Origin of the sequence: Aeromonas sp. FDAARGOS 1418, assembly GCF_019048585.1 — a bacterium.
In the GTDB taxonomy this organism is placed as follows: domain Bacteria; phylum Pseudomonadota; class Gammaproteobacteria; order Enterobacterales; family Aeromonadaceae; genus Aeromonas; species Aeromonas caviae.
The window spans coordinates 3,136,538-3,154,659 of sequence record NZ_CP077387.1; the positions used below are offsets into that span (position 1 = coordinate 3,136,538).

The 18,122-nt window shown below is 61.2% G+C and carries 22 protein-coding genes; 15 read left to right on the forward strand and 7 right to left on the reverse strand.

The features are described from left to right. Positions 1-51: 51 nt before the first annotated feature. Positions 52-1,293 carry an EAL and HDOD domain-containing protein gene (locus tag I6L48_RS14635; protein ID WP_113070305.1) on the forward strand — a complete coding sequence of 414 codons (1,242 nt, stop codon included), beginning with the start codon at positions 52-54 and terminating at the stop codon, positions 1,291-1,293. A 61-nt stretch (positions 1,294-1,354) separates the two neighbouring features. Here I6L48_RS14635 and I6L48_RS14640 read toward each other — a convergent pair whose 3' ends face one another. Further along, positions 1,355-2,521, reverse strand: coding sequence for a thiolase family protein (locus I6L48_RS14640; protein WP_109112698.1), 1,167 nt, complete (start codon positions 2,519-2,521; stop codon positions 1,355-1,357). Between the two features lie 132 nt (positions 2,522-2,653). On the opposite strand from I6L48_RS14640, the gene I6L48_RS14645 reads away from it, so the two are divergent. After that, positions 2,654-3,052 carry a MerR family DNA-binding transcriptional regulator gene (locus I6L48_RS14645; RefSeq protein WP_010674655.1) on the forward strand — a complete coding sequence of 133 codons (399 nt, stop codon included), beginning with the start codon at positions 2,654-2,656 and terminating at the stop codon, positions 3,050-3,052. 107 nt (positions 3,053-3,159) lie between these two features. Here I6L48_RS14645 and I6L48_RS14650 read toward each other — a convergent pair whose 3' ends face one another. After that, entirely contained in the window at positions 3,160-4,404 is a 1,245-nt protein-coding gene (locus I6L48_RS14650) for a dicarboxylate/amino acid:cation symporter (protein ID WP_041215213.1), read from the reverse strand. Positions 4,405-4,672: 268 nt separating this feature from the next. Between I6L48_RS14650 and I6L48_RS14655 the strand changes: the two genes are divergently transcribed. From I6L48_RS14655 to I6L48_RS14665, 3 genes are all read left to right on the forward strand, one after another. Beyond that, the gene (locus tag I6L48_RS14655; RefSeq protein WP_010674653.1) at positions 4,673-4,957 is read left to right on the forward strand and encodes a pyrimidine/purine nucleoside phosphorylase; all 285 of its coding nucleotides are present in this window, start codon (positions 4,673-4,675) and stop codon (positions 4,955-4,957) included. Positions 4,958-5,113: 156 nt separating this feature from the next. Continuing rightward, positions 5,114-6,496, forward strand: coding sequence for an L-serine ammonia-lyase (locus I6L48_RS14660; protein WP_010674652.1), 1,383 nt, complete (start codon positions 5,114-5,116; stop codon positions 6,494-6,496). Between the two features lie 284 nt (positions 6,497-6,780). Beyond that, the gene (locus I6L48_RS14665) at positions 6,781-8,151 is read left to right on the forward strand and encodes an L-serine ammonia-lyase (protein WP_039039104.1); all 1,371 of its coding nucleotides are present in this window, start codon (positions 6,781-6,783) and stop codon (positions 8,149-8,151) included. A gap of 161 nt (positions 8,152-8,312) precedes the next feature. Here I6L48_RS14665 and I6L48_RS14670 read toward each other — a convergent pair whose 3' ends face one another. Beyond that, entirely contained in the window at positions 8,313-9,275 is a 963-nt protein-coding gene (locus tag I6L48_RS14670) for a lytic transglycosylase domain-containing protein (RefSeq protein WP_010674650.1), read from the reverse strand. Continuing rightward, on the reverse strand, positions 9,272-9,550 hold the full coding sequence (locus tag I6L48_RS14675) for a YcgL domain-containing protein (RefSeq protein ID WP_039039102.1): 279 nt from the start codon (positions 9,548-9,550) through the stop codon (positions 9,272-9,274). Before I6L48_RS14675 ends, I6L48_RS14670 begins: the two co-directional genes overlap by 4 nt. Positions 9,551-9,656: 106 nt before the next feature. Between I6L48_RS14675 and minC the strand changes: the two genes are divergently transcribed. The 6 genes from minC to I6L48_RS14705 all read left to right on the forward strand — a co-directional run bounded on the left by minC (position 9,657) and on the right by I6L48_RS14705 (position 13,361). Then, positions 9,657-10,382: a septum site-determining protein MinC gene (minC, locus tag I6L48_RS14680; RefSeq protein WP_039039101.1), complete on the forward strand. Its 726-nt coding sequence runs from the start codon at positions 9,657-9,659 to the stop codon at positions 10,380-10,382. An 18-nt stretch (positions 10,383-10,400) separates the two neighbouring features. After that, entirely contained in the window at positions 10,401-11,213 is an 813-nt protein-coding gene (gene minD, locus I6L48_RS14685; RefSeq protein WP_010674647.1) for a septum site-determining protein MinD, read from the forward strand. A 2-nt stretch (positions 11,214-11,215) separates the two neighbouring features. Next, a complete protein-coding gene (gene minE / locus I6L48_RS14690) occupies positions 11,216-11,485 on the forward strand; it encodes a cell division topological specificity factor MinE (protein ID WP_010674646.1) in 270 nt (89 codons plus the stop codon). Positions 11,486-11,665: 180 nt separating this feature from the next. After that, positions 11,666-11,992, forward strand: coding sequence for an HI1450 family dsDNA-mimic protein (locus I6L48_RS14695; RefSeq protein ID WP_029314491.1), 327 nt, complete (start codon positions 11,666-11,668; stop codon positions 11,990-11,992). 53 nt (positions 11,993-12,045) lie between these two features. Beyond that, positions 12,046-12,753, forward strand: a complete 708-nt coding sequence (mtgA, locus tag I6L48_RS14700; protein ID WP_216988081.1) for a monofunctional biosynthetic peptidoglycan transglycosylase — start codon at positions 12,046-12,048, stop codon at positions 12,751-12,753. Positions 12,754-13,037: 284 nt separating this feature from the next. Continuing rightward, positions 13,038-13,361: an HI1450 family dsDNA-mimic protein gene (locus I6L48_RS14705; RefSeq protein ID WP_010674643.1), complete on the forward strand. Its 324-nt coding sequence runs from the start codon at positions 13,038-13,040 to the stop codon at positions 13,359-13,361. Between the two features lie 45 nt (positions 13,362-13,406). On the opposite strand, the gene I6L48_RS14710 is transcribed toward I6L48_RS14705, so the two are convergent. Both I6L48_RS14710 and I6L48_RS14715 read right to left on the reverse strand, forming a co-directional pair. Next, positions 13,407-13,718 (reverse strand): DUF1289 domain-containing protein, encoded by a 312-nt coding sequence (locus tag I6L48_RS14710; RefSeq protein ID WP_216987381.1) that lies wholly within the window; start codon positions 13,716-13,718, stop codon positions 13,407-13,409. A gap of 1 nt (position 13,719) precedes the next feature. Next, positions 13,720-14,589, reverse strand: coding sequence for a S1 RNA-binding domain-containing protein (locus I6L48_RS14715; RefSeq protein ID WP_113070309.1), 870 nt, complete (start codon positions 14,587-14,589; stop codon positions 13,720-13,722). A 270-nt stretch (positions 14,590-14,859) separates the two neighbouring features. Between I6L48_RS14715 and I6L48_RS14720 the strand changes: the two genes are divergently transcribed. From I6L48_RS14720 to I6L48_RS14735, 4 genes are all read left to right on the forward strand, one after another. Further along, positions 14,860-16,092, forward strand: a complete 1,233-nt coding sequence (locus I6L48_RS14720) for a UPF0149 family protein (RefSeq protein ID WP_201927223.1) — start codon at positions 14,860-14,862, stop codon at positions 16,090-16,092. Positions 16,093-16,242: 150 nt separating this feature from the next. Then, entirely contained in the window at positions 16,243-16,713 is a 471-nt protein-coding gene (locus I6L48_RS14725) for a MarR family winged helix-turn-helix transcriptional regulator (RefSeq protein ID WP_010674639.1), read from the forward strand. Next, a complete protein-coding gene (locus I6L48_RS14730) occupies positions 16,710-16,898 on the forward strand; it encodes a DUF4250 domain-containing protein (protein WP_216987382.1) in 189 nt (62 codons plus the stop codon). Before I6L48_RS14725 ends, I6L48_RS14730 begins: the two co-directional genes overlap by 4 nt. A gap of 161 nt (positions 16,899-17,059) precedes the next feature. Then, a complete protein-coding gene (locus tag I6L48_RS14735; protein ID WP_010674636.1) occupies positions 17,060-17,239 on the forward strand; it encodes a hypothetical protein in 180 nt (59 codons plus the stop codon). Between the two features lie 91 nt (positions 17,240-17,330). Here I6L48_RS14735 and I6L48_RS14740 read toward each other — a convergent pair whose 3' ends face one another. Continuing rightward, complete coding sequence (locus I6L48_RS14740) at positions 17,331-17,918, reverse strand: FMN-dependent NADH-azoreductase (protein WP_039039094.1); 588 nt, start codon at positions 17,916-17,918, stop codon at positions 17,331-17,333. Positions 17,919-18,122 lie beyond the last annotated feature (204 nt).

The window sequence follows — 18,122 nt, forward strand, 5'->3', positions numbered from 1 at the left end:
AGTGATCCGCTTCACCATAGAATCAAGCCTGTAACCATGGTGGAGAGATACATGTATTCCTATGTAGCAAGGCAGCCCATTCTGGATCGGGAGTTGAACACCCAAGCCTATGAGCTGCTGTTTCGCGACAGCCTGGACAATGTATTTCCCTCCGTCTCCGCACAGCAGGCCACTTCCAGGCTGGTTGCCGAGCAGTTCTTGCAGCAGAACATCGATCATCTCATCGGAGATCACCCCTGCTACATCAATTTCCCCCACTCCCTGTTGCTGGATGGATTGGCCGAATGCCTCCCCCGTGACAAGGTGGTGATCGAGATCCTGGAGGATGCCGAGCCCGACGATGCGCTGCTGGAAAAAGTGATCCAGCTCTATGGGCTGGGCTATCGGTTGGCGCTGGATGACTTCACCATGGTCTCAGACTGGGACAGGTTCCTCCCCTACATCCATATCATCAAGTTCGACCTGCGCAGCACGCCGCAACCCTGCATCGAGCACTTCATGGCGAATCATCGCCACCTGCCCCTCACCTATCTGGCCGAGAAAGTCGAGGATCAGGCCGAGTTCGAGCGGATGAAGCAGCTCGGTGTCACCCTGTTCCAGGGATTTTTCTTCAGCCGCCCCCAGATGGTGCAACAGCCCACCATACCACCGGCCCAGCTGGTGGTGATGCAGCTGCTCGAGGTGGTCAATCAGACCGAACCGGATCTGGACAAGATTGAGCAACTGCTCAACCAGGATCTCACCCTCTCCCTCAAGCTGCTGCGCTACATCAACCACCTCAAGCGTTTCCCCCAGCCCATCGCCTCGTTTCGCCAGGCCGCAAGTTCCCTGGGGCACGCCCAGCTCAAGCGCTTCGTCGCCCTGATCGCCGCCACCAGTGCGGGGAGTGAAAAGAGTGCCGAACTCCACCAGATGTCCCTCATCCGAGCCCGGTTCTGCGAACTGCTGGCCCAGACCCATGCGCCCGCAGAGCAGGCACAGCAAGCCTTTGTCACCGGCCTCTTCTCCCTGCTGGACGTGCTCATGGGCGAACCGCTGGATCAGCTGCTCGGCTCCATTCCCCTGACCGACGACATTCGTGCCGCCCTGCTCACCCGCAAGGGCAAGCTCGGGTTCTACCTCGCGTTCTGTGAAGATTTCGAGAAAGCCGACTGGCAGCGGGTTGCAGCCAACACCGTCCGGCTCGGCCTCAACGAAGAGAAGGTCAGCCACCTCTATCTGAGCGCCACCGCCTGGGTCAACCAGCAGCTTCAGGCCATGGAAGAGCAACCGGTCCACTCCCGCCAGACATGACAACGTCCCTCTTGAAGGGACGTTGTCATTCCATCAACCCGCTGCACTCTCACCCACGCATTCAGCCTGCCTCGATGGCGATGGCCGTTGCCTCCCCTCCCCCGATGCACAGGCTCGCCACCCCTCGTCTGAGCCCGCGGGCACGCAGGGCATGGATCAGGGTCACCAGGATGCGGGCGCCACTGGCGCCAAGAGGGTGCCCCAGCGCACAGGCCCCGCCGTTCACGTTCAACTTGTGATGGGGAATGCCGCACCCGGCCATCGCCAGCATGCTCACCATGGCGAATGCCTCGTTCACCTCGAACAGGTCCACCTCCTCCACCGACCAGCCCACCCGGGCCAGCAACTTGTCAATGGCGCCGACGGGGGCACTGGTAAACTCCGCCGGCAGTGCGGCGTGACTCTGGTAACCCACTACCCTGGCCAGCACCGGCAATCCGAGCCGGGCAGCGGTCTCGCCCCGCATCAGCACCAGGGCAGCCGCCCCGTCCGAGATGGAGCTTGCATTGGCCGCCGTGATGGTGCCGTGCTTGCTGAAGGCCGGCTTGAGGCCGGGGATCTTGTCGGGCCTGGCTTTGCCCGGTTGCTCATCCTCGGCCAGCAGCAGGGTATCCTCAGAGGTCATGACGGGAGCCAGTTCCGCGGCAAAGGCACCGCTGCGCTGCGCTGTCAGCGCCCGCTCCAGGGAGGCGATGGCAAAGGCATCCATGTCGGCCCGGGTCAGTCCGCTGCGATCGGCACTCAACTGGGCGTAATGACCCATCAGATGACCTTCGTAGGCATCCTGCAAGCCGTCCAGGAACATGTGATCGAGCACGCTCTGGTGCCCCATGCGAAAACCGCTGCGCGCCTTGTCCAGCAGATAGGGGGCGCGGCTCATGCTCTCCATGCCCCCCGCCACCACGACCTCGGCCTCCCCCAGGCGCAGGCTGTCCGCCGCCAGCATCACCGCCTTCATGCCGGAGCCGCACACCTTGTTGATGGTGGTGCAGGGCACGCTGTCCGGCAGCCCCCCCTTGAGCGCTGCCTGGCGGGCTGGCGCCTGGCCGACCCCTGCGCTCAGCACGTTGCCCATATAGACCTCATTGACCTGCTCCCCCGTCATCCCGGCCTGCGCCAGCGCGGCGCGGATGGCGCAGGCGCCAAGCTCGGGGGCACCGAGCACGCTCAGGGCCCCCTGGAAGGCCCCCATGGGGGTACGTTTGGCCGCCACAATCACGATATCCATCGATAGCACTCTCCTTGTTACATCGGGATAACATATGCCGCGACCGCGACAGGAACAAGACTTGCGGGGAAGTTGACGTTTGGGTAAGGTGCCAGCCTGCATTGACAACCAGATGGCAGCCAAGACAGCCCCATGACCAAATCCAGGGACGACACCCGCACCTTCAGCATCAGCGAACTGGCTCGCGAGTTCGATGTGACCACCCGCAGCATCCGCTTCTACGAGGATCAGGGCCTGCTCAACCCGACCCGCCAGGGACAGCACAGGATCTACAGCCGTCAGGACAGGGTGCGGCTCAAGCTGACCCTGCGTGGCAAGCGTCTGGGCTTCAGCCTCGCAGAGATCCGGGAGCTGTTCGATCTCTACGATGCGGACAAGAGCAGCCGCTCCCAGTTGCAGACCATGCTGGGGCTGGTGGCCGACAAGCGGGAGACCCTGCAGCAGCAGTTGGAAGATATCCAGATGGTCCTGCTGGAGCTGGAGGCGGCCGAACAGCGCTGCCGCCAGGCCCTGGCACACCTCTCCCCCTGAGTCACGCAGACGGGCGAGGCAAGCGGGGATCACCGCCAGCAAATAGACACAAATGAAAGAGGGAGGCTTGAAGCCTCCCTCTTGTCATGCATGGTGGACGACCGATATCAGGCCTCCTTGCTCCAGCGGTTCGGATCGTAATCCGGGCTGTAGCGATCGACAATGATGGCGCAGGCCGCATCGCCGGTGATGTTGAGCGCGGTGCGGATCATGTCGAACAGACGATCCAGCGCGAACAGCAGCGGCAGACCCTCGATGGGAATCCCGGCCGCCAGCAGCACGGCAACCACCAGGAAGCTCGGGCCCGGTACACCGGCCTGACCGATGGCACCCAGGGTGGAGGTGACGATGATCGCCGCCCAGGCACCCATGGAAAGATCGATGTTATAGACCTGGGCGAAGAAGATGGCGACCAGGCCGTAATAGATGGCATTGCCGCTCATATTGATGGTGGCGCCCAGCGGCAGCACGAAGGAAGCGGTGGCGTTGGTCACCTTCAGATCGCGCTCGCAGGTCTCCATGTTGACCGGCAGGGTCGCCATGGAAGAGGCGGTGGAGAAGGCCACGATCTGCGGTTTCTTCATCGCGGAGAAGTACTTGCGTACCGGCGTGTTGGAGAAGAACGCGATCAGCAGCGGATAGACCACGAAGCCGAAGATGAGGATGGCGGCGACATAGACGACGAACAGCTTGAGCACCAGGGTCAGCACGTCGAAGCCGTAGGTGCCGATGGCGTCGGCCATCAGGCCGAAGACGCCGATGGGGGCGATCAGCATCACCTTGTTGATCATCCAGACGAAAGCGTCCACCAGGGTGTTGAGCCCGTCCACCAGCGGCTTGGCGCGCTCGCGGGGCTGCTTGGCCAGGGCGATGCCGAGGAACATGCAGAACACCAGGATCTGCAGGATGTTGGCCTCGTTCAAGGCGCTGAACACGTTGGTCGGGATCATGCCAAGCAGGGTGGCCACCGCATCGGGCAGTGCACCCTTGTCGGCGTAGTCGCCGGAGAACATGGCCGCGGTGGCGCCAAAGTCAACGCCCACACCGGGTTTGAACACCTGACCCATCACCAGCGCCAGGAACACCGCCAGTGCGGAGGTGCCGAGGAAGAAGGCGAGCGTGGTGACGCCAATCTTGCCAGCAGCGGGGCTGGCCCCCAGGTTGGCGGCCCCGGACAGGATGGCCACCGCCACCAGCGGGATCACCAGCATCTTGATCAGCTGGATAAACAGGGTGCCGAGCGGCGCAAACACTGTGGCTTGCTCTCCCATGAGTGCCCCGACCAGCGCGCCCAGCACCATGGCCACCACTACCTGGAAGCCGATGTTTTTGATTAATCCTTTTGTTAACACAGAATGTTCCTTTATTTAGCAATTACTCACACTTTTACAGCGTAAATGACCACCCAGAGCGTCAAATCCTCTCCATTGCTCTGGCGGTGCGCTTTATCTCATATTTGCGCCCCGTTTTACATCAGAATCCGTTAACGAAATGCATTGATAACTTTATGAGAAAGTAAAGCCTCAAAAGAGACACGGCTGTTTTTGCTCCTTTTACCATGACAACATCCAAAACAGTGTGCTACGTTGGCTCTGCAAACGTGCATACAGGGAAGAAAAGATGCTGAAAGTTAACGAATATTTTGACGGAAATGTTAAATCCATCGGTTTCGAGCAAAAAGGCGAGAAAGCTACCGTTGGTGTGATGGAAGCGGGCGAGTACCTGTTCAATACCGCCGCCCCGGAGCGCATGACGGTGATCAAGGGCGCCCTCACCATCCAGCTGGCCGACGAAGATGAGTGGCACACCTACCAGCAGGGAGAATCCTTCGACGTGGCCGGTCACTCCTCCTTCAAGCTGGAAGTGAAGATCGCCTCCGCCTATCTGTGCGAGTTCCTCGACTGATGTATCACGCGCGCCATGGGATGCCGAGCGGCTCCCCCATGGCGCGCCTCTCCCGCGCCCATTTCCCTACCGCCATCACACCCCGCTATCTCCCCCCTTTTCAACGACTACAAAAAATTTACAATGTTTAGACGAAATCCATAATTGGAGTACGTCATGATCAGTGTCTTCGACATGTTTTCCATCGGGATAGGCCCCTCCTCCTCCCATACCGTGGGACCGATGCGGGCCGCCTGCGCCTTCATCCAGACCCTCAAAGCGAACGCACTCCTCTCCCGTACCGGACGCGTCGTCGTCGAGTGCTACGGCTCACTGGGCCAGACCGGCAAGGGGCACGGCACCGGCAAGGCCATCATCCTGGGACTGGCCGGATTTGAACCCGAATCCGTGGACATCGAGGCCATTCCCGCCTTCCTCGCCCAGGTAGAGCAGACCCAGACCCTCTGCCTGGGCGGCGAGCAACCCAGCGAATTTCCCCGCATCGGCGCCATCCTCTTCAACCGGCGCAAGACCCTTCCCGCCCACTCCAACGGCATGACATTACGCGCCTATGAGGGTGACACCCTTGTGTTCGAGCAGACCTACTACTCCATCGGGGGCGGTTTCATCATCGAGGAGAGTCACTTCGCCAACGCCCGGGAAGAGGCGGCCCGCTTCGATGCCGCCCACCCCATCCCCTATCCCTTCGAGAGCGGCGCCGAACTGCTGGCCCAGTGCCAGGAGAGCGGCCTCTCCATCTCGGGGCTGATGCTGGCCAACGAGAAGGTGTTTCGCTCGGAAGCGGAGATCAAGGCTGGGCTTCGCAAGATCTGGCAGGCGATGCAGGGGTGTGTGGAGCGTGGCTGCAAGAGCGAGGGGGTGCTGCCAGGCGGTCTCAAGGTCAAGCGCCGGGCTCCCGCCCTCTATCGCCAGCTCTGTGGCGAGACCAATTTCAACAAGGATCCGCTGATGGTGATGGAGTGGGTGGATCTCTTTGCGCTGGCCGTCAACGAGGAGAACGCCGCCGGGGGCCGCGTGGTGACGGCGCCGACCAACGGCGCAGCGGGCATCATCCCCGCGGTGTTGCACTATTACGATCGCTTCGTGCGCAAGGTGGATGACGAGCTGTTGATGCAGTACTTCCTCACTGCCGCCGCCATCGGCATCCTCTACAAGAAGAATGCCTCCCTCTCGGGGGCCGAGGTCGGCTGTCAGGGCGAGGTCGGCGTGGCCTGCTCCATGGCCGCTGGTGCCCTGGCCGAGCTGCTGGGTGCCAGCCCCGCCATCGTCGAGAACGCCGCCGAGATCGGCATGGAGCACAATCTCGGGCTGACCTGTGATCCCGTCGGTGGCCTGGTGCAGGTGCCCTGCATCGAGCGCAACGCCATGGGCGCAGTCAAGGCGATCAATGCCGCCCGCCTCGCCCTGCGCGGCACCGGCGAGCACAAGGTGTCACTGGACAAGGTGATCAGAACCATGTGGGAAACCGGCAACGACATGAAGACCAAGTACAAGGAGACCGCACGGGGCGGCCTTGCCGTCAACATCACCGAGTGTTAAGCCTCTGTGATAAAGCTGCATATGGCTCTCGAATACCCGGCATCGCCGGGTATTTTTTTGCAAAACGTTTGTCTGGCGCTTAACAAAATGGATAACCATCAAAATAAATTTTATACTCGCGCCACGAATTCAACAAAAATAGATCTGTTTCAACTTTTTTTAGGCATTGAACCGTTACACTGTGGTTATCCGGTTCCCTGGCCTTTGTGACGACAGACCCGTCCCATGGATCCCTTTTCTGCGAGTGGGCATGGCGCCCCCTTCTACCCTGAGGTAATTGTTACATGATCAGCGTTTTTGATATCTTCAAAATCGGTGTTGGCCCCTCCTCTTCCCACACTGTCGGCCCCATGAAGGCAGCCAAACAGTTCGTGGATGAACTGCGTGCTGGCGGCAAGATCCGTGACATCACCCGGATCCAGGTCGATGTCTATGGCTCCCTCTCCTGGACCGGCAAAGGCCACCACACGGATACCGCCATCATCATGGGTCTGGCGGGCAACCTGCCGGAGAACGTCGACATCGACGCCATCCCCGAATTCATCTCCCGCGTGGAGCAGACCGGTCGTCTGCCCATCGGCCTGCACTGCCACACCGTCAGCTTCCCCAAGGGCGCCATGATCTTCCATGACGAGGCCTTGCCCCTGCACGAAAACGGCATGAGGCTGACTGCCTTCATCGAAGATGACGCCGTCTACAGCAAGACCTACTACTCCATCGGTGGTGGCTTCATCGTCGACGAAGAGAACTTTGGCAAGGGTGACAGCGGCGACATGTCCGTCAGCTATCCCTTCAAGAGTGCCGCCGAGCTCATCGCCCACTGCAGCCAGAGCGGTCTCTCCATCTCCGCCCTGATGATGGAAAACGAGAAGTGCTTCAACACCCCGGAAGAGATCTACAAGAAGCTTGGCAAGATCTGGACCACCATGCGGGAAGGGATCGAGCGCGGCTGCCGCACCGAGGGCGTCCTCTCCGGCCCGCTGCGCGTACCGCGCCGCGCCGCCCCGCTCTACCGCCAGCTGACCACCAACGAGAACCTCTCCAACGATCCCATGAACATCGTGGACTGGGTCAACATGTTCGCCCTGGCGGTGAGTGAAGAGAACGCCGCCGGTGGCCGCGTCGTCACCGCGCCGACCAACGGCGCCGCCGGCATCATCCCCGCCGTGCTGGCCTACTACGACAAGTTCATCCAGCCGGTGGGCCGCGACGAGTACACCCGCTTCTATCTGGCCGCTGCCGCCGTCGGCATGCTCTACAAGATGAACGCATCCATCTCCGGGGCCGAAGTGGGCTGCCAGGGTGAAGTGGGCGTCTCCTGCTCCATGGCCGCCGCCGGCCTGACCGAGCTGATGGGCGGCAGCCCTGAGCACGTCTGTGAAGCCGCCGAGATCGGCATGGAACACAACCTGGGTCTGACCTGCGACCCGGTGGCCGGCCAGGTACAGGTACCCTGCATCGAGCGCAACGCCATTGCCGCCATGAAGGCGGTCAACGCCTCCCGCATGGCCCTGCGTCGCACCTCCAAGCCGCGTGTGTCGCTGGACAAGGTGATCGAGACCATGTACATCACCGGCAAGGACATGGACTCCAAGTACCGCGAGACCTCCCGCGGTGGCCTGGCCATCAAGGTGATGCAGGTCGCCTGCGACTAACGCCGGATCGCGATGACATGAAAAAAGCGGGATATATTCCCGCTTTTTTTTGGTCGCAATTTAAAGGGCAGCATTCGTGGACAAAGGGAGGCCGACAAGGGATAAAAAGAGACGGGCATATCACCTCCACCCGTTCGCCGTGACAGAAGAACGGGGGAGAGCTATTTCACGATGCGATCGGCCAGGGTACCGACGGCCACCACGAAATAGGGGGAGCGATTCCAGTGACGCAGTACCCGGTAATTGTCATAGGCAAGGTAGCTTCGCCCGTGAATATCGTCGGGGCGGATGAGGGAGGCCTGCATGTCGACCGCAGGCAGAGGTGAGCCGTCCTGCTGGCGAACCCCGAGGGCCTGCCAGGTCGCCAGGGACTTGCGGGTATCAAGTCCCAGCAAGGCGGGGTCCAGGCGTTCTGGCACCCTCACCCGCCGTCCCCAGGTCTGGTCTTCGCGCCAGCCGTTCTGGCTCAGATAATTGGCAGCCGATCCAAATACATCCGCCAGATTGCCCCAGAGATCCTTCTTGCCGTCCCCGTCCTGATCCACCGCGTATCGCAGGAATGACGAGGGCATGAACTGCACCTGTCCCATGGCCCCCGCCCAGGATCCCTTGAAGTTGGCGGGGTTCACATGTCCCTGCTCCAGAATGCGCAGGGCATCGAACAACTCGCCTTTGAAGAAGGCTTCACGGCGACCGTCCCAGGCCAGGGTCGAGAGAGAAGAGATAAGGGGATAATGGCCGGTTATTTTGCCGAAATTGGTTTCAATTCCCCACAAGGCAACAATAAAGCGGGGCTGAACCCCATATTCCCGGCCTATTTTTGTGAGCAGCGGCAAATGCTGGCGATATAAGGTTTGGGCTTGCTTGACTTTCCATTCCGGCACCGCCCGGGGAATATATGTGTCCAGGGTCAGTTTGAATTCCGGCTGATTTTTGTCGTGCCTGATGGCGGCATCGACAAGGTGGACATCCGCAAAGGCCGCACTCACCGTCTCGGGCAACATCCCCGCCGCCAGCGCCTGCTCTTTGAGGCTCGCCACGTACTGGTCAAAATCGGGGCCGGCCTGCACCGGCGATCCCGACAGGGCGCCTGACAACAGCAGTGCCAGCCGCCCCGCCCTCATCGTGCGTCCTTTAATTGCGCCTTGTGCTGCTCCAGCAGGTTTTCCGGTGGCGGTGGCACCTGCAGATAAAAGCCCTGGCTCTTCAGGGCGGCCATCACCCGCTCCGTGGAGGCCAGCCCCAGGGGCTTGGCCGGGTCCAGCTTGGTCATCAGGACCAGTTCGGGACGCCCGAAGGTACTCATCAGCACCTCGGGAACGCGGGAAAAGTCCTCTCTTCGTTCAATAAAGAGATAGGTCTCGGCTTTTTTGCGACTTTTATAGACTGCACACAACATGGAAATTGATATAATCCGACGGGTTTATTGCCTCTGGTGGTGGCAAACTATAACATCAGGAATTGAATAACAATAACGTATTACCGTCTCGGTTCGGGGAAGATTCATGGTTGAACGCGATAACGAATTGAAAGGGACCACCTTCACTATTTCTGTGTTGCATCTCAGCGATGGCAATCCGGCCCGGATCCGACAACTGCTGGAGGCCAAGGTCGCGCAGGCCCCCCAGTTTTTTAATTGTGCCCCCCTCGTCCTCAATGTGGAACGCCTTGAGGCGATCCCCGATTTCGAACAACTCAGGGAGCTGGTCGAGTCGGAAGACTTCGTGCTGGTCGGGATCACGGGGGCGCGGGACGAGGCGATGAAGACGGCCGCCAAGGCGGCAGGCCTCGCCGTCATGGTGTCAGGCAAGAGCCGCAAGGCAGAACCTGAGCCGACGCCGCCTGTGCCTGAGCCCAAGCCAGTGGAGGCCGCACCGGTTCCTCCGGTGCCAGCGCCCGTGGAGGCAAGCAAGGTCCACGTGGGCCCGGTGCGCTCCGGTCAGCAGATCTATGCAGCCGGCACCTCGCTGGTGGTGCTGGGCTCGGTGAGCCCTGGCGCCGAAGTCATCGCCGATGACAGCATCCATGTTTATGGTGCCCTGCGTGGCCGAGCCATCGCAGGGGCCAAGGGCAATCCCAAGGCCCGCATTTATTGCCAGCAATTGCAGGCCGAGCTGCTCTCCATCGCGGGCACCTTCCAGCTCAGCGATGCATTGCCTGCAGGCGTGATACAAGAGCCGGTCCATATCCGGCTCGACAATGAACAACTTCGTATAGACCGAATCAAATAGAGTTACAAGGAAGCGAGAATGGCGCGAATCATAGTCGTTACATCGGGCAAGGGTGGCGTTGGCAAGACGACAACCAGCGCGGCACTGAGCACCGGTCTGGCCCAGCGTGGCCACAAGACCGTGGTCATCGATTTTGACATTGGTCTGAGAAACCTGGACCTCATCATGGGTTGCGAGCGGCGCGTGGTCTATGACTTCGTCAACGTCATCAACGGGGAAGCCAACCTCAACCAGGCCCTCATCAAGGACAAGCGTTGCGAAAACCTGTTCATCCTGCCCGCCTCCCAGACCCGGGACAAGGATGCCCTGACCCGTGAAGGGGTGGAGAAGATCCTGGATCAGCTGGCGGAGATGCAGTTTGACTACATCGTCTGCGACTCCCCCGCCGGTATCGAATCCGGCGCCCTGATGGCGCTCTATTTCGCCGACGAGGCCATCGTCACCACCAACCCGGAAGTCTCTTCCGTGCGTGACTCGGATCGCATCCTCGGTATCCTGGCCTCCAAGTCCCGCCGTGCCGAGCGCGGTGAGGATCCCATCAAGGAGCACCTGCTGCTGACCCGCTACTGCCCGACCCGCGTCAACCGCGGCGACATGCTGAGCGTGCAGGACGTACAGGAGATCCTGGCCATCAAACTGCTCGGGGTGATCCCGGAGTCCCAGGCGGTGCTGCGCGCCTCCAACTCCGGCGAGCCGGTCATTCTGGACAAGGAGTCCGATGCCGGTCAGGCCTACGAGGACGCCGTCGCCCGCCTCTTGGGTGACACCAAGGATTTCCGTTTTCTGGAAGAAGAGAAGAAGGGCTTCTTTAGCCGACTGTTCGGGAGTTAAGCATGTCATTATTGGATTATTTTCGTTCCAACAAGAAACAGAACACCGCACAACTGGCCAAAGAGCGGTTGCAGATCATCGTGGCTCACGAGCGTTCATCCAGAGGGGGGCCGGATTACCTGCCCCAGCTCAAGCAGGACATCCTCGACGTGATCCGCAAATACGTGCAGATCGACCCGGACAAGATCACCGTCCAGCTTGATCAGAAGAGTGACGAGTTGTCGGTGCTGGAGCTCAACATCACCTTCGCCGACGACCAGAAGAAGGGATGAGCTGACGCACCATGCGCGACCCCTTCCCCCAATGAAGACCGGATCCTTTCCCAGGATCCGGTTTTTTAATGCCTGGCGTCCCGGCATCTCGCCAAGGGCATCAGGGCCAGCTAGAATACCGCGCACCCCGAGGCGCTGCCGACGGACTTTCCCTCTCCCCTTATCTGGAACACGGCTCTTATGTCTTTGAATGACGAAATGCACAGCGTCGAGGAACTGCTCGACACCGCCCTCGAACTCTTCATGGAGCTGGCCTCCGACAACCTGCCCGAGCAGGAGATCGTCCGCTTCAATCAGGAGTTCAACGACCGCGGCCTGCTGGCGGAGACCGATCCCGCCGACGACTGGGCGGCCGACGTGGGATTTGAGGTGAGCGACGCCGACTATGCCGAGATCTGGGTCGGCCTTGGCAACGAACAAGAAGAGTACGAGCACCTGTTTGCCCGCATGCTGCTCTCCCGCCGCGTCGACGAGAAGTTCTGCCACATCGAATGGCTGCCCCAATAATTCCGGATCCCGATGATCCTGGCCACTATGACTGGGACGGCGGGCCCGCGCCCGTGAGGCCTTCGCGCAGACGGCGACTGCTGGGCTGGCTCGGCAAGCTGCTGCTGGCCGCCTTTGCGAGCACCATCGTCTCGGTTGCGCTGCTGCGCTTCATCGACCCTCCCATGTGGACCTGGCGCCTCGAACGCGCCCTGTTTCCCCCTGCCAAGGTGGCCGAGGTGCAGCACGACTGGGTGCCGCTTGAGCAGATTTCCCGGGAGCTGCAACTGGCGGTGATCGCTGCCGAGGATCAGCGCTTTGCCGAACATCACGGCTTTGACATGGATGCCATCAGCTCGGCCCTCAGGCACAACCAGCAAAGCGGGCGGGTGCGCGGTGCCAGCACCCTCAGCCAGCAGACCGCCAAGAACCTCTTCATGTGGAGCGATCGCAGCTTCCTGCGCAAGGGGATAGAGGCCTGGTTCACCCTGTTGATGGAGCTGGGCTGGGACAAGTCCCGCATTCTCGAGGTGTATCTCAACATCGTGGAGTTCGGACCCGGCATCTATGGCGCCGAGGCGGCCGCCAGGCACTACTTCGGCAAACCGGCGATACGCCTCACCCGCTACGAGGCCTCCCTGCTCGCCGCCGCCCTGCCCAACCCCTGGCGTTATCGGGTCAAGCCCCCCTCACCCTATGTGCAGCAGCGCTCGGCCTGGATCCGTCGTCAGATGGGTCAACTCGGGCAAGTCACCTTGAACCGGGTCCACGGCACAGAGTAGCGCCATCCTGCGGATCAGAGGCGGGCCCCAGATGGCCGCCGACGGTTTCCCGATGAAGGGGCAGATAGTGCCACCACCAGGTTTCGCGCCGCCGCTTGATCTGCCTTCTGTACTGTCGTCGCTTCATCTTGCCAGGCCACCCCGTCACGCCGCCCCTGCTGGCGGCTCTGTTAACCTTATCCCCTGATCCCGCCATTTGACAGCACGGCGTCACCGCCCCCGGGCTGGCTGCCCATCCCAATACTTGTTAAAGTGGCGAACCTGGACGTATCTGGAGTGATTTCATGGAACAACGTAGCCCGGATCAGCTGGTCGAGTGGGCCTATGATCAGTTTCTGGAGCAGGCCGCCGACATGCTGGCCCCCGAACAAATCGTCGACATCACCCTCGAGTTCGAGCAACGTGGCGCGGTGGAGGCAACCCTGCCCAATGCCGACTGGTCGACCGAACTCGGCGAGCCGGTGGACATGGCACGTTGGGCCGAGGTCTGGGTCGGCTTGCTGGATCATCAGGACGAATTCGAGGTGATCTACGCCACCTTCCTGCTCCCCCGGGATCAGAGCGAGCACGACGTGCATATCCGCTGGCACCGCCAGCAACAGGCATAAGAAAAGGCGCCCCAGGCGCCTTTTTCGTTTTTTGCGCTGCCCGAGTCAGGGGCCTGCCGCGATGGCCTTGGCCAGACAGCGGCGACACCAGCAGGCGCTGGCATCGCTCATGGGCAACGCGGGAAGCTGGTTGCACCAGCAGCGCTCGATGGGTTCCCCCGCCGACACGGCGCAGAACGCCGGCTCGCCGCAGCCCGGGCAGGCATGAGTGCTCTTCGAGCCATCGAGCTCAGCCATGCGGGCCAGCTGGGCCTCGCTGTCCATGACGGACCACTCGCCTATCTCGGTCAGGGTGCGGCCACAACCGAGGCAGAGCCCCTCCTTGGCCCGGCAGTCACCGATGCAGGGACTCGGCACCTTATTCGTCCCCTGCCGGCGTGTCGGAGCCCACGAGGCGGATGCTGTGCTCCTCGATGACGATCTTGCCCTGCTTGTAGAGGCCGCCGATCGCTTTCTTGAAGGTGCCCTTGCTCATGCTGAACATCTTGTAGATGACGTCAGGATCGCTCTTGTCTCCCACCGCAAGGCTGCCCCCCTGCTTTTGCAGACGCAGCAGGATGCGCGCACCGGCGTCATCCATCCGGGCCAGCCCCGGCTTTTGCAGGGTCAGGTCCAGCTTGCCATCTTCGCGTACCTGCTTGACCCAGGCGGTCAGCGGTCGGCCCGTCATCACGCGGCCGAACACCTCGTTCTTGAACAGCATGCCGGCGTACTGGCCATTGACCACGGCCTTGATGCCAAGGGGGGTGTGTTCCCCCGGCAGCACCGTCACCTCGTCACCGCTCTTGAAAGGAGGGTCGATGCGCAGGAAGCGCTCCAGACGGCTGGTGCCGACCATGCGCCCTTCGTTGTCCAGCATCAGGTACACCAGATAGACATGGCCCACCTGCATCGGCTTGTTCTGCTCGCGGCTTGGTACGAAGAGATCCTTCTTCATGCCCCAGTCGAGGAAGGCACCAATCTTGTTGGCGTTGACCACCTTGAGACCGACGATGTCCCCCACCATGGCGAAGGGCTTGTCGGTGGTGATCACCGGCTCGCAATCCGCATCCAGATAGAGGAAGACGGACACCTCGCTCTCCTCGGCGACGCCTTCCGGCAACTGGCGCCTGGGCAGCAGCAGCTCGCCGTATTCCCCCGCCGCCAGCCAGGCGCCGCGCTCCTCGATCTCGACGACGGTCAGAGTGTTCATCTTGCCAATCTGTAACATGGTGATCTCTTCTTTCAATATCCGGATGGGCCCACCTCATGGAAGACCCGTCATATAGAGGTGCATCGCCGCCGTCGGATGAGAGAGGACGGGGCCGATTTATGTCATGCAGGCGCGCATGTTACCCCAGAGCGGCAGCAGGACCTAGCCCCTCCCCCCTGTGTCTGACCTCTTTTCCCGCTCCCGGGCGGCCAGATTGACGATATTAGCAGCATTCAGTTCCCCCTTTGCTGCAAATAACCCTACTTTTAGGTAGACTTCGCGGCCGTCAATCCAGAGGAAGCGTCGATGAACCCAGCCACTCGTACCCGTCATCTCAATCAATGGATCCAGACCCACAGCCAGCAGGAGATGAGTTACCCCGCCCTGCACGGCTTCCTGTGCGCCCGTCTGACGGGGCCCGTTGCCCCCGACTGGCAAGATCCGCTGGCCGGCCTGCTGCCTCATGATGCAGCGCTGGACGGGAAGAGTGCCGAGGCGCTGCATCACCTGATCGCCGAGCTGGAAGCCCAGGCCGACGACGCACAGCTGGCCCTGCCGAGCCAGTGTCGCCTCTCTACCGACAACCCGGAGCAGGTGTTTGACAAGCGCCATCCTCTGGGCCAATGGAGCTATGGCTTCAGTCAGGGGGTGGCCTGCTGGCCGACGCCGACCGACCTGAACGATCCGGCGACCCGCCATCGCTTCAGCCTGGTGGCCGAGCTCTGCCTGTTTCGCGACAAGCCCATGGCCATGATGCTGCACCAGGCTGCGGCCAGCGAGCTCCCCTTCCTCGATTTTTGCAAGCGTCAACGCCAGCAGATGAAGACGGCCCTCAACCTCCTGCTCGGCCAGGATCACTACGAGGCCGAGCCTGAAGAGAGCCCGTCCCTGGACAACGAGCAGACTCGCCAGTGGCAGCAGTGGTTCGAGCTGGCGGCAGAGAGCCGCGATCCCCTCCCTCGCCTTGGCTGGTTCGAGCGCATCATTGCCGATGCCAACCTCCTGTTCGATGAGGCATTCTGGCAAGCCCACGCGGGCCATGGCTGGCAGGTCCCCGAGGCACGCCCTCTGATCGCGGCCAGGGCCGGTCGAGCCGATTGCCTGCTGCGACTTGGGCAGCTTGGGCAGGCACGGGATGAGTACCTGTCCCTGCTCGCCCTCTGCCGCGCCGACGAGCCCGCTTGCCGCCACCCCCTCTCCACCCTCTATGCCTGGCAAGGGGAGTGGGATGCCCTGCAACAACTGCTGGTGCGCTTTGATGAAGCCTCCTGCTGGCTGCTCTACAACAAGGCCTTGATGAGCTTTGTCTGCGAAGGGGAAACGGCGGCGCGCCCTCATCTGGCGGCGGCAATGAGGATCAATCCCCATGTGCCCGCCACTTTGCTGGGCCAGCGCCGCTTGCCCAAGCAGGAACCTCGCCGCTGGCAGGGAGGCAGCCGTGACGAGGCGGCGCTCTACGCCTTGCAGAGTCGCGAGGCCTGGCTGACCCACAACGCCTTGATATGGCTGCGAAAGAGTGCGGGCAAGCAGGCCAGTTGAGACCCCAATTGCCGATTCGATGACAGAACACGTGCGCAAACGCACATTTTTCTGGTGACTGGTCAGACAAATGCCCCTGTGTTACGTATCATCAAGGCCAAAGTATCAAGAGAAACTGCACCCGATGCAGCCGCCACAGCAGGATGTCATATGTCGAAGATCATTGAGCTGCTCGCGCACTACCCTCCTTATCAGCTGGTTCACGCCGCTGAGATGGTGCGCGATACCTTTGAACAGTTTTATCAGCAGCGGTACCAACTCACCGTGCCCCAGTGGCGCCTGATGATGGTGCTCGGCCCCCACTACCCCATCAGCCAGAAGGAGCTAGTGGAGGCGAGCGGCATGGACAAGGTACGGATCTCCCGCGAGATCCATCGTCTGGTGGAGAAAGGCATCCTGTTCACCGAGAACAGCGTGCAGGACAAGCGCATCAGCCTGGTCTCCTTCACCCCGGCGGGGCTCACCCTGTTCCAGCAGCTCAAGACAGAGGCGGGAAGCTGGCAGCACACCCTCACCGACTATCTGCCGGCCGAGGCGCGCCAGAGCATTCGCCTGCACCTGCAGAGCGTCAGCGATGCCATCGAACAACTTCACCTGCTGGACAACGAGCAACCCTCATGAAGCTGAACAACTTTGCCACCATGGATGTCAACATGCTGCTGAGCCTGGTCAACATGCAGCTGCGTGATCACTACGAGGATCTCGATGATCTTTGCCGGGCGCAGGATCTCGATAAAGAGGCCCTGGTTGCCAGGCTGGCCAGTGGCGATTTCCACTATCAGGAAGCTCAGAAGCAGTTCAGATAGGGATCCGGATCACAACCCGACCCATGCCGCTGGCTCCGTCGGCAAAAGCTGCTAAGGTGGTGGCTACCCGGTCAGTTGATGTTCGCAAGAGGTATGGATACATCTTGTTGTCACAGACCGCGGTTAGCCTCTCGTTCACCACCCGCAGCCAAGGATGACCCATGATGCGCCTCATTCGACCAACCAGCCTGATCACCCTCTGCACATTGCTGGTGATCAGCCTCTTCCTCCCCCAGGTCCCCAACAGCGCCGAGCAGTGGCTCACCACCCTGCTGCTGGCCTCCCTGGTGGCGGTCTTTCTGATGGTCGGTAGCGGCTGCCGCCACTTCCTGCGCGAATAACGACGCCAGAGCGCGATGACTGCCCAAAAACAACAACGCAGCCCGAGGGCTGCGTTGTTGTTTCAGGATACTGGGGAGGCCCCGAGTCGCATCAGTAAGCCAGGGTTTCCAGCTGCTCCTTGGCCTGCTCGATCCCCTTGGCTTGCGCCTCCGGCCCCATGCCCATGCCTTCGGCATAGATGAAGTCCACTTCGTTGATGCCGATGAAGCCCAGCACGGTACGCATGTAGGGGGTTACCAGGTCGGTGGCATTGCCCACGTGCATGCCGCCACGGGGGCTGACCACCAGGGCGCGGGTGTTCTCCACCAGGCCGACCGGACCGGTCTCGGTGTAACGGAAGGTCACGCCGGCACGGGCCACCAGATCGATCCAGTTTTTCAGCTGGGTCGGGATGTTGAAGTTGTACATGGGGGCCGCGATGATCACCAGATCGCTCGCCTTGAGCTCGGCGACCAGCTCGTCGGACTGGGCCAGCACCGCTTGCTGACGCTCGTTCAGGTTCTCGCCACCACGCAGGCCCATGGCCAGCTCGCCGTCCAGCACCGGCAGGTTCAGGGTCGCCAGATCGCGTACCTGGATGGTGTCACCCTGGCGCTCGGCCAGGTAGCCGTCGATCAGGGCGTTGGATTGGGAATACTGGCCCAGGATGCTGGACTTCAGAACGAGGATATTGGCCATGGTGAAACTCCATTTGATTGTCAATTGAACAGCCAGGCTGTCGATGAAGGTCACTATAAAGACTGGCATTAAAGCCTGATAGCGAAAATAGATGCTCAAGTCATTCAAAAAATTTGATGTCTGTGCATTTCCTCGGCAGAGAGGGGCTCATCAAACTCCACACCCTTGGCATGACAAACGATTGCCGTTATGATCCGCCGCACT

What these genes read in the sequence shown, in the direction of transcription:
- I6L48_RS14635 (WP_113070305.1), top strand. Translation starts at nt 52, where the DNA reads ATGTATTCCTATGTAGCAAGGCAGCCCATTCTGGATCGGGAGTTGAAC.
- I6L48_RS14640 (WP_109112698.1), bottom strand. Translation starts at nt 2,521, where the DNA reads ATGGATATCGTGATTGTGGCGGCCAAACGTACCCCCATGGGGGCCTTC.
- I6L48_RS14645 (WP_010674655.1), top strand. Translation starts at nt 2,654, where the DNA reads ATGACCAAATCCAGGGACGACACCCGCACCTTCAGCATCAGCGAACTG.
- I6L48_RS14655 (WP_010674653.1), top strand. Translation starts at nt 4,673, where the DNA reads ATGCTGAAAGTTAACGAATATTTTGACGGAAATGTTAAATCCATCGGT.
- I6L48_RS14660 (WP_010674652.1), top strand. Translation starts at nt 5,114, where the DNA reads ATGATCAGTGTCTTCGACATGTTTTCCATCGGGATAGGCCCCTCCTCC.
- I6L48_RS14665 (WP_039039104.1), top strand. Translation starts at nt 6,781, where the DNA reads ATGATCAGCGTTTTTGATATCTTCAAAATCGGTGTTGGCCCCTCCTCT.
- I6L48_RS14670 (WP_010674650.1), bottom strand. Translation starts at nt 9,275, where the DNA reads ATGAGGGCGGGGCGGCTGGCACTGCTGTTGTCAGGCGCCCTGTCGGGA.
- I6L48_RS14675 (WP_039039102.1), bottom strand. Translation starts at nt 9,550, where the DNA reads ATGTTGTGTGCAGTCTATAAAAGTCGCAAAAAAGCCGAGACCTATCTC.
- minC (WP_039039101.1), top strand. Translation starts at nt 9,657, where the DNA reads ATGGTTGAACGCGATAACGAATTGAAAGGGACCACCTTCACTATTTCT.
- minD (WP_010674647.1), top strand. Translation starts at nt 10,401, where the DNA reads ATGGCGCGAATCATAGTCGTTACATCGGGCAAGGGTGGCGTTGGCAAG.
- minE (WP_010674646.1), top strand. Translation starts at nt 11,216, where the DNA reads ATGTCATTATTGGATTATTTTCGTTCCAACAAGAAACAGAACACCGCA.
- I6L48_RS14695 (WP_029314491.1), top strand. Translation starts at nt 11,666, where the DNA reads ATGTCTTTGAATGACGAAATGCACAGCGTCGAGGAACTGCTCGACACC.
- I6L48_RS14705 (WP_010674643.1), top strand. Translation starts at nt 13,038, where the DNA reads ATGGAACAACGTAGCCCGGATCAGCTGGTCGAGTGGGCCTATGATCAG.
- I6L48_RS14720 (WP_201927223.1), top strand. Translation starts at nt 14,860, where the DNA reads ATGAACCCAGCCACTCGTACCCGTCATCTCAATCAATGGATCCAGACC.
- I6L48_RS14725 (WP_010674639.1), top strand. Translation starts at nt 16,243, where the DNA reads ATGTCGAAGATCATTGAGCTGCTCGCGCACTACCCTCCTTATCAGCTG.
- I6L48_RS14730 (WP_216987382.1), top strand. Translation starts at nt 16,710, where the DNA reads ATGAAGCTGAACAACTTTGCCACCATGGATGTCAACATGCTGCTGAGC.
- I6L48_RS14735 (WP_010674636.1), top strand. Translation starts at nt 17,060, where the DNA reads ATGATGCGCCTCATTCGACCAACCAGCCTGATCACCCTCTGCACATTG.
- I6L48_RS14740 (WP_039039094.1), bottom strand. Translation starts at nt 17,918, where the DNA reads ATGGCCAATATCCTCGTTCTGAAGTCCAGCATCCTGGGCCAGTATTCC.